General features: G+C 35.3%; 17 protein-coding genes. 14 read left to right on the top strand and 3 right to left on the bottom strand.

Annotated elements, in window-relative coordinates:
* Positions 1–342: 342 nt before the first annotated feature.
* The 7 genes from GI584_RS16270 (at position 343) to GI584_RS16240 (ending at position 5,553) form a co-directional block, all read left to right on the top strand.
* Positions 343–768: a MarR family winged helix-turn-helix transcriptional regulator gene (locus tag GI584_RS16270; protein WP_153791864.1), complete on the top strand. Its 426-nt coding sequence runs from the start codon at positions 343–345 to the stop codon at positions 766–768.
* 86 nt (positions 769–854) lie between these two features.
* Complete coding sequence (locus tag GI584_RS16265) at positions 855–1,760, top strand: SDR family oxidoreductase (protein WP_153791863.1); 906 nt, start codon at positions 855–857, stop codon at positions 1,758–1,760.
* On the top strand, positions 1,760–2,527 hold the full coding sequence (locus tag GI584_RS16260; RefSeq protein ID WP_153791862.1) for an SDR family NAD(P)-dependent oxidoreductase: 768 nt from the start codon (positions 1,760–1,762) through the stop codon (positions 2,525–2,527). Before GI584_RS16265 ends, GI584_RS16260 begins: the two co-directional genes overlap by 1 nt.
* A gap of 262 nt (positions 2,528–2,789) precedes the next feature.
* On the top strand, positions 2,790–3,035 hold the full coding sequence (locus tag GI584_RS16255; RefSeq protein WP_228552259.1) for a DinB family protein: 246 nt from the start codon (positions 2,790–2,792) through the stop codon (positions 3,033–3,035).
* A 204-nt stretch (positions 3,036–3,239) separates the two neighbouring features.
* The gene (tnpB, locus tag GI584_RS16250; protein WP_153791861.1) at positions 3,240–4,376 is read left to right on the top strand and encodes an IS200/IS605 family element RNA-guided endonuclease TnpB; all 1,137 of its coding nucleotides are present in this window, start codon (positions 3,240–3,242) and stop codon (positions 4,374–4,376) included.
* 221 nt (positions 4,377–4,597) lie between these two features.
* On the top strand, positions 4,598–4,744 hold the full coding sequence (locus tag GI584_RS16245) for a hypothetical protein (protein ID WP_194842013.1): 147 nt from the start codon (positions 4,598–4,600) through the stop codon (positions 4,742–4,744).
* Between the two features lie 140 nt (positions 4,745–4,884).
* Positions 4,885–5,553 (top strand): HAD-IA family hydrolase, encoded by a 669-nt coding sequence (locus GI584_RS16240; protein WP_153791859.1) that lies wholly within the window; start codon positions 4,885–4,887, stop codon positions 5,551–5,553.
* An 83-nt stretch (positions 5,554–5,636) separates the two neighbouring features.
* Here the strand turns inward: GI584_RS16240 and GI584_RS16235 are convergent, their stop codons facing one another.
* Positions 5,637–6,059 (bottom strand): VOC family protein, encoded by a 423-nt coding sequence (locus GI584_RS16235; RefSeq protein WP_153791858.1) that lies wholly within the window; start codon positions 6,057–6,059, stop codon positions 5,637–5,639.
* A 501-nt stretch (positions 6,060–6,560) separates the two neighbouring features.
* Between GI584_RS16235 and GI584_RS16230 the strand changes: the two genes are divergently transcribed.
* From GI584_RS16230 to GI584_RS16210, 5 genes are all read left to right on the top strand, one after another.
* Positions 6,561–7,580, top strand: a complete 1,020-nt coding sequence (locus tag GI584_RS16230) for a serine hydrolase domain-containing protein (protein WP_153791857.1) — start codon at positions 6,561–6,563, stop codon at positions 7,578–7,580.
* Positions 7,581–7,759: 179 nt separating this feature from the next.
* Positions 7,760–8,296: an ATP-binding protein gene (locus tag GI584_RS16225; RefSeq protein ID WP_153792992.1), complete on the top strand. Its 537-nt coding sequence runs from the start codon at positions 7,760–7,762 to the stop codon at positions 8,294–8,296.
* Positions 8,297–8,337: 41 nt separating this feature from the next.
* Complete coding sequence (locus GI584_RS16220) at positions 8,338–9,099, top strand: class I SAM-dependent methyltransferase (protein ID WP_153791856.1); 762 nt, start codon at positions 8,338–8,340, stop codon at positions 9,097–9,099.
* Between the two features lie 52 nt (positions 9,100–9,151).
* A complete protein-coding gene (locus tag GI584_RS16215; RefSeq protein WP_100359737.1) occupies positions 9,152–9,928 on the top strand; it encodes a class I SAM-dependent methyltransferase in 777 nt (258 codons plus the stop codon).
* Positions 9,929–10,055: 127 nt separating this feature from the next.
* Positions 10,056–10,733, top strand: a complete 678-nt coding sequence (locus GI584_RS16210) for an HAD family hydrolase (RefSeq protein ID WP_153791855.1) — start codon at positions 10,056–10,058, stop codon at positions 10,731–10,733.
* Between the two features lie 194 nt (positions 10,734–10,927).
* Here the strand turns inward: GI584_RS16210 and GI584_RS16200 are convergent, their stop codons facing one another.
* Positions 10,928–12,220 carry a lysine N(6)-hydroxylase/L-ornithine N(5)-oxygenase family protein gene (locus GI584_RS16200; RefSeq protein ID WP_153791853.1) on the bottom strand — a complete coding sequence of 431 codons (1,293 nt, stop codon included), beginning with the start codon at positions 12,218–12,220 and terminating at the stop codon, positions 10,928–10,930.
* Between the two features lie 116 nt (positions 12,221–12,336).
* Between GI584_RS16200 and GI584_RS16195 the strand changes: the two genes are divergently transcribed.
* The gene (locus GI584_RS16195; protein ID WP_100359743.1) at positions 12,337–12,660 is read left to right on the top strand and encodes a DUF4870 domain-containing protein; all 324 of its coding nucleotides are present in this window, start codon (positions 12,337–12,339) and stop codon (positions 12,658–12,660) included.
* Between the two features lie 108 nt (positions 12,661–12,768).
* Here GI584_RS16195 and GI584_RS16190 read toward each other — a convergent pair whose 3' ends face one another.
* Positions 12,769–13,533, bottom strand: coding sequence for a FixH family protein (locus tag GI584_RS16190; RefSeq protein WP_153791852.1), 765 nt, complete (start codon positions 13,531–13,533; stop codon positions 12,769–12,771).
* Between the two features lie 300 nt (positions 13,534–13,833).
* Between GI584_RS16190 and GI584_RS16185 the strand changes: the two genes are divergently transcribed.
* Positions 13,834–15,087, top strand: coding sequence for a metal ABC transporter solute-binding protein, Zn/Mn family (locus GI584_RS16185; protein WP_153791851.1), 1,254 nt, complete (start codon positions 13,834–13,836; stop codon positions 15,085–15,087).
* The last annotated feature ends 83 nt before the right edge of the window (positions 15,088–15,170 follow it).

The raw sequence follows: 15,170 nt of genomic DNA, 5'->3' as shown, positions 1-15,170 counted from the left end.
TTGAAATAAAGTTGCGATGTTTACAAAAAAATTCCGAAGCTTTACCCTTTGGATATGATTATTCAAAGGGGCGTTATTATGCCTAAAAAAGAACAAGGTGTTCAAGTGGATATGAGAATAAAATAAGGTGCAGAATTACCATTGGAATTAATAATGTTGGCAGATTCATCAGAAAAGCTTTTTAGAGAATACGTTTACAAGAGGTATGTGCTTATAATGAATCTTGATGGAATAATTTTAGGTACGTATCTCCTAATACCAACTTGATCAGATGTTGACATCAGAAAATAAACCGATTATACTATTTAATTAGACGGCTAAATAAAATGAAAGAGGTTAACAATGAAAAATAGTGAGTTACAATCAAGTGTCAGCTATTTAATCGTACAAATTGCAAAACTGCATCGTCAGGAAATTAGTACAAGGTTTTCGAAGTTAGGTATACATGTAGGCCAGGATATGATTCTTATGGCGTTGTGGGAAAAAGATGGGATTACCCAGTCAGAAATTATTCGCAGCCTGAATGTAGAGCCACCTACGATTACAAAAATGATTAATCGAATGGAGAAGACAGGTTTGTTGGAACGAAGGCGAGATTCGACAGATGCCCGTGTTTCTCGTATCTTCTTAACTGAAAAAGGGAGGAGACTGAAACAACAAGTCGTTCAATCTTGGTCTGACATTGAAGAGCAAATTCTACAAGGATTAACGTCTGAAGAACGTTTAAATCTAAAGGAACAGCTCTCTTATTTGAAACGACAATTATAAAAAATTTCTCGGCAGATATCTATTTGTCGGGAATTATTTTCCTATTATAGTTAGCCGTCTAAATAATTGAGAGGGGATGGATATGAATGTATCATAAAAACATTTTAGTTGCTGGTGCTACAGGAACGGCGGGAAGAGCATATGTAGAGGTTTTTAGTGAGAGTGGTTATAGGGTTAAAGCTACAGTTAGACCAGGAAAGGGAAAAGGTCGTGTCTTCACAAACACAAAAGGGGTAGAGCCAATTGAGGTTGACTTAAGAAATAAAAATGCTATTGAAATAGCGATGAGAGATACTGATATTCTCGTTGTATCTATTCTAGGAAGGGGAGAAAACCCAGCAGCTGATGAGGATACTATTACTCGAATGCTCGTTGATGCCGCGAAACGAGCCAAGGTAGAACACATTATCTATACATCTGTATATAGAGCAAATGAGAAGACGAATGTGCCACACTTTGAGGTGAAAGGACATCTAGAGAAATATATCGAGTCATCAGGAATACCCTATACAATTTTACGCCCATGTACATTTATGGACGCCTTGAATGCAGATTGGATAAAAGAAAGTGTACTACAGAAAGGAGTATTAGCGAGTCCTACTGATTTAGAGACACCGATTAACTATCTTTTTTCTAAAGATTTAGCACAATTTGCACTTTTGTCTTTATCTAACTCTGAGCTAATAGGAAAAGTCTTTAATCTTGGTGGACCCGAACCGATCACCTATAAAGAAATTATCAGGGTGATGTCTGATCTTCTCGGGAGAAAGATTACTTATCATCAAATCCCTATAAATCAAGTTGAAGAGCAATTTGGATTTGATATGGCTGAAATGATTCGTTATTTTAACAAAAATGGTTTCACATTTGACATGACATTAACGAAAGAAAAGTATTCACTTACACTTACAACTATTAATAAATTTTTAAAAGATTGTGGGTGGGGAACTGCTAGTACAGAAAAAAATTCATTTTCTAGGAGGGAAATATAATGAACATGGGTCTAAACAATCGGGTAGTTCTCGTTACTGGTAGTTCATCGGGAATAGGTAGGGAAACAGCCGTAGCCTATGGGAGAGAAGGTGCCCGTGTTGCCATCACCTATCATTCTGACCGGTATGGAGCAGAAAAGACAGCAGAAAGAGTAAGGGAGGTCGGAGGTACGCCAATAATCACGCGGTATGATTTAAGTGATAAAGCGTCGATATTCGCTGCGGTTCAGCACGTTTTAGATGAGTGGGGGACACTTCATATTCTTGTCAATAACGCTGTCCAGTGGGGAGCGAGGGGGAATCCAACAGGAATGACAAGATTTGAAGATGTTGAACCTGAACAATGGCAAAGTATGATACGCTCTACACTAGAAGGGGCATACCAAACCATTCAAGCATCTTTACCAGCAATGAGGGATTCAAGGTGGGGAAGAATTATTAATATTTCGTCCAGTATTGCGGATGAAGGATTGCCTGGAGCGGGTGCATATGCAGCTGGGAAGGCAGGGGTGCACGGATTAACCCGTACGCTTTCTGTTGAATTAGCAGATGCCGGAATATTAAGTAACTGTGTCATACCAGGTATGACCCTAACTGAACGTGCCAAACGTGTGTTACCAAATAACATTAGAGAAGAGATCGCGAATCAAACGCCTACAAAACGATTAACTACACCCGAAGAAGTAGCAAATTTGGTTTTATTCCTCGGTTCAGAGGCGAATGGACATATTAATGGCGAACTCATTCGAGTGTCAGGGGGTCTTTAACTAAACGCTTATTAGCTTATTGCGCCTGTTAGTATTGAAGAGGGACTTTAATTCAATAACAGAAGCAGAAAATGATCAAACTCTTTTTTAAAAACTTTCTGGAACAAAATATTTAAGAGCCTGTTTTGATCAATATTTTTTTCAAATGCAGGCTCTGATTTTTTGCTGAATCGAGGTAATTAATCAAACTTTGTTTTAAACCTCCAATTGCAACCTTGTTCCGCTAAGAAGCAGGATTGTTTAATAAGAAGGAGGAAAAAAGATGAATGTGAAAGATATTTTTTTAGCACAGTTAAATGCTTGTCATGAAAATACTTGGTTTGTAGCGTTACTAAATTCAATTGATGGTCTTACTGAAGAACAAGCCAGCTGGAAACCAAGTGAAACGACTAACTCTATCTTTGAAATAGTAAATCACTTAATATTCTACAATCAGCGATATTTAAATAGCTTTAAAGGCATACCAAACGAAAAAAATGTTGATGATATAGCTTGCGCAAACTCGTGACTTCAGTCGTGAGTTAGCAAGCTTCGGTTGAGGCATAGCTTTAGCTATGTTAATCAACCGACATATTTTAAAGGTAATAGTATATTTGGCACCAAACGTATGTTATGCTATTTTAAAGGATCTTTTTTCTGTTTCAGCTATTCATTAGGAAGTATGGTTAGGCCTTTGCATCCATCATCAGAAAAAGGGTAGGAGGTGAATACGATGTTGCGACACAAAGCCTATAAATATAGAATCTATCCAACCAAAGAACAAGCCATTCTTATCACGAAGACAATAGGTTGTTCCAGGTTTGTCTATAATTATTTTTTGGATCAATGGAATGCGATCTATGCTACGGGAAAAGGCCTCACTTATTCCGCTTGTTCTAAGTTGTTAACCCATTTAAAGAAACAACCCGATACAGAATGGCTTCGTGAAGTAGATAAGTTTTCCCTTCAAAACGCTCTTCGAAACCTTGCAGATTCATTTTCGCGTTTTTTTACCCACCAAAATGATCAACCACGTTTCAAAAGCAAAAAGAACCCTATTCAAAGTTACACCACGCAATTCACGAATAACAATATTGCCATTTCCGACAAGTATATAAAATTACCCAAACTTGGATGGGTTACATGTGCTAAAAGTCAAGAACCAACAGGACGTATTGTAAAAGCAACCATTCGCAAACAAGCTAGTGGTACCTTTTTTGTGTCGATTCTTTGCGAAGAAGAAATGCACGATTTACCCAAGACAGATTCGGCAATAGGGCTGGACCTTGGCATCACAGATTTTGCGGTTTTTTCGGATGGACATAAAGTAGACAATCATAGGTTCACGGCCAAAATGGAAGCGAAACTTAAACGGGAGCAACGTAAATTGTCCAGACGAGCATTAGTTGCAAAAAAGAATGGCATTAGCCTGTTTGAAGCGAAAAACTATCAAAAGCAAAAACGAAAAGTGGCCCGCTTACATGAAAAAGTAATGAACCAACGCAACGACTTTCTAAATAAGCTCTCAACAGAAATCATCAAAACCCACGATGTGATCTGTATGGAAGATTTAAACACAAAAGGAATGTTGCGTAATCACAAACTAGCGAAAAGTATCTCTGACGTATCATGGTCTAGCTTTGTTGCGAAATTACAGTACAAAGCGGAATGGTACGGTCGTGCCATCATCAAGGTGGATAAATGGTTTCCATCTAGTCAACTATGTTCGGAATGTGGTCATCGAGATGGCAAGAAATCACTCGACATTCGAGAATGGATGTGTCCTGTTTGTCATGCCCATCATGATCGTGACATCAATGCTAGTAAAAATATCTTGGCCGAAGGTCTAAGGCGGTACACATTGGTATAATCATTAAAAACAAACAACCGTAGGTACTACGGGGATAGCTTGGTAAATAAGAGAAACCGCTGCTAGTAAAGAAATAATCTCGCAAGTATGCTCTCTTCCCAAGAATCTCGTGACTTTAGTCATGAGAGGTTCAAAATAATACCTTTAGAAACAAAGGAAAATTAAATTGGGAAGACACGGTTAAGTGCATTAATGGCATAATGTCTGAATGGAAGAACGTTGTGGAAGAAGCTAATGCTAATAAAATTGACAAGTGGGCACCTGTACTTGCTCATCTTACTATTCATATAACATACCACACTGGACAGATTCTTTATATTAGGAAATTACAAGGTATGTGGAATCCGAAAGATGGTGTAGAAGGCTAAAATCTTCTACCACAAACGGGTAGCGTTTCTTCAATAAGGGTATATGCATATTTGTTAACGAAGCAGGATTGTTTAACAAGGAATTGGTATTTGCCTTGTAGAATGGTTATAAATAGTTATTTAGTTTGGGGGATTGAATAATGGTTAAGGTAATAATATTTGATTTTGATGGATTAGTTTTTGACACTGAAACTTATGACCTCCAAGCCTTTCAGGAATTATATAAAAAATATAATGTAGATTTTCCACTTGGAGAGTGGATAAATTCTATTGGTAGTTCTCTGAGGTTTGCCCCCTATGAACGGTTATTAGTGAATTTCCCAGAAATCAGTAGAGACAAGATTAGAATTGAACGGAGTAATTTATATCAAGAATTATTGGAAGGTAAATCTCCAAGAGAAGGTGTTGTTGATTATTTAGAAAGAGCTAAACAACTTGGAATTAAAATCGCCCTTGCATCAAGTTCTACAAGAAGTTGGATTGAGTACCATATAAATAAATTAGGTATTATATCTTATTTTGATTATATTTGTACCTCTGATGATGTTGAGAATGTAAATCCCGAACCAGACCTGTACCAAAAAGTTCTTAGTTATTTTGAGATTAGTCCTAAAGAAGCTGTCGTATTTGAAGACTCCCCGAATGGTTCATTAGCTTCTATTCGTGCTGAAATACCTTGTGTTATAGTACCTAACGAAACAACTAAATTACTTAAATTTGATGAAAGAGTTGCGTTGCGTTTGAATTCTAAGCAGGATATGACTTTAGATGAGGTTTTGGAAATTTTGTCGATGAATATACCTATGTAGATTAGATTTGCGATGATTTGTGGAAAAAGGAGAGTGAAAAAAAACTGGAGTGCTTGCATTTATGCTTACATTCCAGTTATATTTTAGTTTTGAATTTCAGTATTAACCTGAAAGGTCACACCGAATTTGTCTGTTACATCACCAAAACCTGGACTAAAAGGTTGTTCTTCAAACGGCATATTGACTGTACCTTCTTGCTGTAGAGCATCAAAAATTCGTTTTGATTTTTCCACATTATTCGTTGAAATACAAATTGTTACTTGTTTACCCTTTTCAACAGGGGAACCATCAGGAACATCCGAAAACATGAGTTCCGTTTCACCTACTTGTAACTTTGCGTGTGCCACAAGTTCTTTTAGATCATCTGTAAAAGTATTAGGCATATCTGGCATATCTCCATAAGTCATAATTGTGAGGACTTTGGCACCAATTGCTTGTTCATAAAACTGAATCGCTTCTCTTGCATTCCCTTCCAAATTTAAATAAGGGGTAAGTTTCACGGCCATAATAATCAACTCCTTAGTTTTTGTTCTTCAATCGTAACATCTGAATGATGCTTAGGTTTCTTTTCGATTGCTATTTTGAACAAACAACATGAAACGATGCTTTTTTGTTAACTTATGTTATTCCTTAATAGGGTGCGATTGTTGAAGATCAATAGTAGAAAATGTTCAAATATAAAATTTGAGAATTATTTCACAAAGAAAAAATCCATTTTGATCAATCTTTTTCAAAGTGGAATCTTTTTTATCGAAAATGTGATTCTTAGGAGAAGCTTTTGATCAAACATTTTTTAAAGCTATAATTGGCACGATCATCATTATGTTGCATAAATTGAGGACTATTCGTGTCTTCATACGACTAAAGCAATATGAGGAAAAAGACGTCTTTTTTTGGGTAAATGCAATTTATTATTGGAATATTATGTTAGTATTAAAGTGTGAAGATACGGATCTAGCATGACTTTTGACGTAAGAACAATTAAATAAAAGGGAATGAATTTGATAATGGAGGAAAATGTTGTTAACCGGATTAACAATGCTGTGGAAAAAAATGATTTCTCAGGAACAGTTATTTTGCAAGATAGAAATAATACTGTAGCAGAGAAGAGTTATGGTTTTGCAAACCGTACAGAGCAGATTGAAAATAAAGTAGATACTCGCTTTGGTATTGCATCAGGCTGTAAGCTGTTTACGTCGATAGCTATTTGTCAACTGGTTGAGAGAGGTAATCTATCATTTGAGACCAAGTTAAAAGACTGTCTGGACATCTCTTTTCCACATTTCGATCAATCAATTTCCATTCATCATCTTCTAACACATACTTCTGGAATACCTGACTATTTTGATGAAGAAGTAATGAACGATTTTGAAGAATTATGGATTAAATACCCGATGTATACGATAAGAAGTTTAGAGGACTTTTTACCATTATTTCAAGACAATACTATGAAACTACAAGTTGGCGAGAGATTTCATTACAATAATGCAGGATATATTTTACTCGGTTTAATTGTTGAACAGGCAAGTAACTTTAGCTTTTCAGATTATATTCAGGAAAATATTTTTAATAAAGCAGGAATGGATCAATCAGGATATTTTGAGTTCGATGCTTTACCGCAAAACACAGCGCTAGGGTATATTGACTTCCCGGATGGAAATTGGAAGACAAATATTTATTCGCTACCCGTAAAAGGTGGCTCTGACGGAGGAGCATACACTACGGTGAAAGACATGATTAAGTTATGGGACGCACTCACAGATAATCAACTTTTAGGTGAGAGATATACGAAGAAGTTGCTTACTCCTCATGTAAAAACGGATGATCAGGATAGTTGTTATGGATACGGTGTTTGGATTGAAAAAAAACATAAAGATATTTATAAATATCACGTTATGGGGTATGATCCAGGTGTTAGTTTTCATTCTGCTTATTATCCTGGGAGCGGAAATAAAGTTGTAGTGTGTGCGAACAAGTCAGAAGGTGCATACGATATTATGAAAGTAATAGAGGAGGAAATAAATTAAGAATAATTGTAAACGGTTAATTAAGTATAAAGGATATCTAAGCCTGATTCTATCACTCATGTAGGTCTCTTAGTAATATTTCTTGCAAGGAGAATTTGCCGTTTAATAGGAGAAGTTAAGAAGTAGAGCTATATATGGCCAATAAATTATTTATCATTCATCATATGGGAGGAGAAAAATTGTACAGGAAAATTCATATAATGGGAGCGGCTGGTGCTGGAACTTCAACACTTGGTGCTTCATTGTCATACGTGTTACCTCATAGACATCTTGATACAGATGATTATTTTTGGATAACCAAATTTACAGAACAAAGACAAGTACCAGAGAGAAGAAAAATACTTAAACCGGATTTATCGCAAAATGAAAATTGGATTTTATCTGGAGCAGTTTGTGGTTGGGGCGATACCTTTAAAAATTGTTTTGATTTGGTTATTTTTTTATGGATTCCTTCAGATATCAGGCTTGAAAGATTGCGAGAAAGAGAATTTCAAAGGTATGGACAAGAAATATTAGTTGGTGGTAGCAAATACGACCAATCAAAAGCGTTTTTAGAATGGGCTTCCTTGTATGATCATGCCGGTATGGATGTTAGAAGCAAAGCTTTACATGAACATTGGATGACAGATTTATCTTGTCCGATTTTAAGGATCGAAGGAGATTATACAGTGTCGGAAAGAGTTCATACTGTCTTGGATTATTTAAATTCTAACTAAAAATTAATTATGCTTTTAAAGGAAGTTAGGGAGGTAAGAATATGAAAATAACTAATTACTCTAAAATCGCTGAAAAGTACGATAAAAATCAATATAGAGCTAATGAAATAAGCTTTGATAATGATTTAAAAGAATACATTGAAAACAATAGGCAAAAAGAATACGATGTACTGGATTTATCTTGCGGAACAGGTCTTTACCTTGAAAAACAAACAAATTATTTTAATGGGTTAGATATTAAGTGGAGCGGATTAGATTTATCAGATCAAATGTTGAATAAGGCAAAGGAAAAAGTGAAGAATGTAGAGTTGATTCAAGCAGATGTAGCGGATATGCCTTATGAGTCGGAAACAATTGACTTTATTTCGAATAGCTATGCCTTCCATCATTATATGGATAAGGGAGCAGCTTTAAATGAAATATATCGGGTACTAAAAAAAGGTGGTATTTATAAATTACATAATATAGCAATACATGATATGCCTAAATGGTGGGCTTATCATTATTTTCCGTCAGCTTATTATGAAGATTTAAAAAGATTTTGGAATAAAGATGTTATTTATAATGAGCTTACATCAAGAGGTTTTGAAGTTAATCTTGAAATCACGTACAGAATGGAAAATATAAAGGTGATAGATTACATAGACCACGTTGAAAATAGAGATATTTCCGTACTTACATTAATCCATGATGAAGATTATGAGAAAGGATTAGAAAGAATGAGATACGATATAAAAACTAATCCTAACAAGACAATTGTCAATGATTTTGCAGAAATGTTTTGTTTGGCAAAGAAAATATAGTTTTACAGTAATATTTAAAGGCCTTTACTAGAACAGAGATGAGGGATGTAGAATGGGAATTGATTTCCATAGTAAAAAAAGTCGTATGTCTTACACAACTCGAATTGCTGATAACTCATGGACTGAAGTAATAAAAGACTTTGTACCTATCAAGAATATATCGAAGGCTTTAGATATTGGATGTGGTGGGGGAATTTATTCGAAGGCACTTTCTGACATGGGTGTTGAAAACGTTACTGGTGTCGACTTTTCCGAAGCTATTCTAAAAGGCGCAAGGGAAAACTGTAAAGCTTATAAAAACATATCATTTAAACATGGAAATGCCTTGGAAACGGGGTTAGATAGTGATAGTTATCATTTATTGTTAGAAAGAGCATTAATACATCATATTAAAGATTTGTACTCTTGTTTTCAAGAAGCATACCGAGTTTTGAATGAAAATGGATATTTTCTTATTCAAGATCGAACTCCTGAAGATTGTTTGTTAGAAGGTACAGATAACAACATCAGAGGTTATTTTTTTGAACTTTTTCCAAAATTGATTGAGAAAGAGAATAATCGTCGATACAAGAGCCAATTTGTAATGGAAACCTTAAAGGATAATGGTTTTAGAGAAATTGAAGAAGTTAAGTTGTGGGAAACAAGAAAAGTGTATGATACCAAAGAACTGTTACTAAAGGATTTACATCAAAGAACTGGAAGAAGTATTTTACACGAATTAGATGATGGTGAAATAAATGTGTTAATAAATCATATAGATCAATCCATTCCAAAAGACGAAATTATAACCGAAAAGGATAGATGGACAATTTGGAAAGCAATTAAATAATTAGAAGATTTGTGTACTTATTGAGCAAGGTTAATACAATAAATTAGAGAACAATGAATATACTTGGTTACAAAATAAGAGTACCACATTTTGAACAAATTATATTAAACTATGGGGGAAAGTCCAAGTGATATTCTTCGATATTGATGCAACATTACTAGACCACGAAAGTGCAGAAAAAAAGGGAGCAATTGATTTTTATAAGAAGTATGCAGATGAGCTAGAATGTAGTGAAAATGAACTTGTTGATATGTGGTTTGAATTATCAAAAAAGTATTTCGAAAAATTTTTATCAAATGAATTAACATTCCAGGAACAGAGAAGGTTCCGTATAAAAGACATATTTGGTTATCATTTAAATGACTTGCAGGCAGATAACATATTCAACAATTATTTGATTTTGTATAAAAGAAATTGGTCTGTTTTTGAAGATGTCGTCCCTTGCTTAGTGGCCTTAAAACAACAAGGGATTCGTCTTGGGGTTATTAGCAACGGCAATTATCAACAACAATTCGAAAAATTAGAGAGTGTAGGGATAGATCATTATTTTGAACATATTTTTACTTCAAGTGAAATAGGAGTGGCTAAACCAAATCCTTCTATCTTTCAAAAAGCATGTATGCAAGCGAAAGCTCAACTTCGTAAAAGTATTTATGTAGGGGATAGACTTGAAACGGATGCAATTGGAAGTAACAAAGCAGGGATGGTAGGGGTATGGTTGAATCGAAAAAAACATAAAAGTAATTCAGGAGTAAAAGTAATACATAGCCTTTTAGAGTTAACGTCAATCGAAACAGAAAGATGAGAGATCAGCGGACATTTATTCCGCTATTTTCGCTAAAGCACCTCTTTTTTAAGGTGATGTGGACATCTGTTCCGTTATTTACCGAGATTTGGCATGTATTTGAAGAATTTCTTATTAATAACGGAAAAGATGTCCGTCAAAAGTTAAAAATAACCATTTTTCGTGATATAGCGGAACAAATGTCCGCTTAGGGACTAATTAGGATCAAACTGTGTAAAAATCGTATCCCTTTTTTCTTCATAAATGGTTTCCCCGGCGATTTCATTTATGATTTGAATATTGCGATCTACTGCCAATCCTAAATTAGTCGCTCCTGTTCCATGGGAGTGTTCCAAATTCGTTAAAGTATAAAAGTGATGGTCTCTTTTTCTATCTTTAAAAACAAGTTTGAAATTATCATCTACCTTAAAACGTTTGTCATCCTCCCACTCAATTTCACCCTCAAATCGCTGGTTAAACCAGTCCGGAATGTTTGGTTTATATCCTGTAGCAAGTATAACTTTTTCAGTTTCAAAAGAAACATCCTCATCTTTTTGCCATTGTCTGGCCTTGACTTTTAAGCTCGAGCCGTTCTTTTCAACCTTCTGAATCTCTGTTAAAGGTTGAATAGTCACTGGTAGCTTTTTATTATCTACGGACCGATGGTAGAGCAATTCATGAATACTATGTATAGTGTCACGGTCAATCCCTTTACGTAATTGACCGAGGTGATCTAGAGAATCTTTTCGTTCTTGAAATGGTAACTCATGAAAATAATCTACATAATCTGGTGTGAATACTTCTTGGCCTAATTTACTGTTATCCAGCTGTAAGAATCCAGGAGATCTTGTATACCAGGATAAGTGATAATTGAAATGTTCTTGAAGTTTCAATAAGTCATAGAAAATTTCTGAAGCGCTTTGTCCGGACCCGACAATTGTAATGTCATTTGCTTTGATTGTTCGATCTTTAAGATATACATATTGACTGGAATGGTGGACATGTTCCGAGCCAATGTCATCTAGTTCGAATGGAATCATCGGAGTACTACCCGTCCCAAGTACGACATGCTTTGCAAAATAAGAGCGCTCTTTTTGTTCGCCCCAATGATTGACAACTACTTCGTAATGATCACTATGATCAATCACATCTTTGACTTCTGATTTAAAGTGACAATTTGGCAGTTGCTCAACAACCCATTTTAAATATGAGGCATACTCCGCTCTAGGCATTTCAAATTTATGAAAAAAGAAAAATTTATATAGGCGATTGTGTTCATGTAAATAATTTAAGAACGTATACTTACTAGTAGGATTCGCAAATGTCACTAGATCTGCCAGAAAGGAAACCTGTAAATCAGTTCCTTCAATTAACATCCCTGGGTGCCACGCAAATTGCCCATTTTGATCAAAAAAGATTGTTTTTAGATTAGATTTTTCGGTTGTTAAAGTTGCGAGTCCAAGGTTATAGGGGCCAATTCCTAGCCCGATAAGATCATATTGTTCCATAGATATCCCTCTTTTTTTAGCCATTTCCTTTTATTATATACGTTACATGAAAAATTATCTATTTAGGAACTAGAAGCTGACTGGATATGGTACAATATCGAGGGGAGGTGTAGATTATGACGAATAATGACGAACGTTTATTTGGAATGTTGATTTATTTATTAAGCTTTTTTACTGCCATTATCGGTCCATTAATTATCTGGATGATTAAACGTGAAGAGTCAGCATTTATTGACTATCACGGAAAAGAATACTTCAATTTCTTTATATCGTTTACGATTTATGCGATTGTTAGTGGGATTTTGGTAGTAGTGTTAATTGGTGTGCTGCTATTGCCAATTGTTGGTATTTTAGCATTTATATTCACACTTATCGCCTTATTTAAAGCTTTCAATGGAGAAGAATATAAAATCCCGCTTGTAATTCGTTTTATCAAATAGGTTGCTCTAAAATGATTAAAAATTAGCGTAATTAAAAAGTATACACGCGTTTCAACTGCTTATTGAAACGATGTATACTTTTTTAATTGCCAATTGATTAATATAATCTTATTCTTCTATTTCAATATCGAACTCTTCATGTTCATGCAATCCAGAATCATCTGTTACATGGACAATCATTTCTGCCTGCCCGGCTTCTTTAAAGGAGTGAGAATTTACATATTCGCCAGGATTAATTTCTTCTGTTTCAATCCAGTCATGCTTCTCACTGTTTTCTGGAATTATTTCATAGCGTACTCTTGCGTTCTCATATGGTTCTTCATCCATAGAAAGGTCTACGGTGATGTCTATTTCTTGATTAACAGATATAGATTCTAAAGGATTCAGCGTTATTTCGAATCCATGTTGATGCTCATGTGCTGTGTCTTCTGTTTCTTCATGAGACTCATGCTCATGATGTTCCGTTTCCTCACCATTGATTGTAATGGCTTTTTTCGGCATCGAGTGAATGTCTCTAGCTGTTGTATGCGCATAAATCTCGTAAGTACCAGGTTCCTCAAATGTTACTTCTGCTGAGTAAGTGCCATCTTCTTGATTAGTAGCTTCCACTTCAACTGTATTGTCTTCATCTTCTACATTCCAATACTCGAAGGTCATTTCTTCAGCATCTCGCACAAGTTCATCTTCACCATAAGTAACGGTAGTTTGTAACATTACTGTCTCCCCGACTTTTGCTTCTTCAGGAAGTACAAAATCTACTTGAATACCTTTTACTTCTTCTTTTTCGAGTTGTTGTTCGTCATTCTCTGCTTGACTGTTACAAGCTGCTAATAATAGGGTTAATAAAGTAAATAGGATATAGCTTTTTTTCATAATGATCCTCCGTATAATGCATTTTTCTAATCATACTATACGACTTACAGCAAGAATAATCAATGAACAATGTATGACATTTTTCATCTGACATTAATCCTAGAGCCAAAAAAAGTTTGCCGTTGCCACCACAAAATTCAATTAATTGGATAAAAAATAAAATAAATCGTAACAATTACTATTTACATTTTAATAATAATCTACTATAATATTATTAAATCGTATTGATTACGGTTTGTTTTTGTGTGTTTATTCGTAATCATTATTATTTCTATACATAATGAAGGGGGATAATTTTAAATGAAAAAAGTAAGTTTAGCCATTTTATCTATATTATTTCTGTTAATAGGTTGTAATGCTGAGGAAGACTCTCAAGCAGATCAACAAGAATCAGAGAATGATACACTTCAAATCTATTCAACATTGTATCCGTTAGCCTATTTTACAGAAGAAATTGGTGGGGAGTTTGTAGAGGTAGAAACGATTTTACCACCTGGATCTGATCCGCATAACTTTGAACCTACTTCTAAAATGATGGTAGATATCGCAGAAGCGGATATGTTTTTATATAATGGAGCTAATCTTGAAACCTATGCGGGGAAAATAGAAGAAGCACTTGTAGGTGAGGATGTATTAATGGTAGAAGCAGCCGAAGGAGTTTCACTGGTTGAGCATGTGCATAAACATGAAGATGAGCACGCACACGAAGAAGAGGAACACAGTCACGAAGATGAGCACGCACACGAAGAAGAGGAACACAGTCACGAAGATGAGCACGCACACGAAGAAGAGGAACACAGTCACGAAGATGAGCACGCACACGAAGAAGAGGAACACAGTCACGAAGATGAGCACGCACACGAAGAAGAGGAACACAGTCACGAAGATGAGCACGCACACGAAGAAGAGGAACACAGTCACGAAGATGAGCACGCACACGAGGAAGAGGAACACAGTCACGAAGATGAACATGCACATGAAGAAGAAGCTGAAGTGGAAGTTGAAGAGGAACATGATCATGACCATGGTGATGATGATCCGCATCTTTGGTTAGATCCTATCCGTTCCATTGAACTGGCGCGTAATATCAAGGATGCCTTAATAGAATTAAATCCGGAGCAAGAAGAAATATTTGAAACTAATTTCAGTGATTTAGAAGATAGATTAATTGCTTTAGATGATGAATTCCATGAACAATTAGAAGGTGCAACAAATAATGAAATTCTCGTTACTCATGCTGCATATGGCTATTGGGAACAAAGCTACGGACTCGAGCAAATTGCATTAGCTGGTTTGTCTCCATCGGAAGAACCTTCTCAGAAAGAGTTGGAGAGAATTCTGGATCATGTTGAAGATACCAATATTCAATATTTATTATTTGAACAAAATATAGAACCAAAAGTAGCAGAAGTAATTCAAGCAGAAACAAACGTCGAATCATTGCAATTGCATAATTTATCCATTTTGACTGATGAGGATATTGAAAATGACGAAACATATTTTAGCTTAATGGAGCGAAATTTGAACGTATTAACAGAAGCGTTAGATTATTAAGAAAAACACGGAGTATAATCACTCCGTGTTTTTTATATTGAAAAAGAGGGAAGGACCATCACTTCATCGTTTGGACTAGCTAA

This window comes from Gracilibacillus salitolerans (assembly GCF_009650095.1).
GTDB classification, from domain to species: Bacteria; Bacillota; Bacilli; order Bacillales; family Amphibacillaceae; genus Gracilibacillus; species Gracilibacillus salitolerans.
This window is presented reverse-complemented; position numbering and strand designations above follow the sequence as displayed.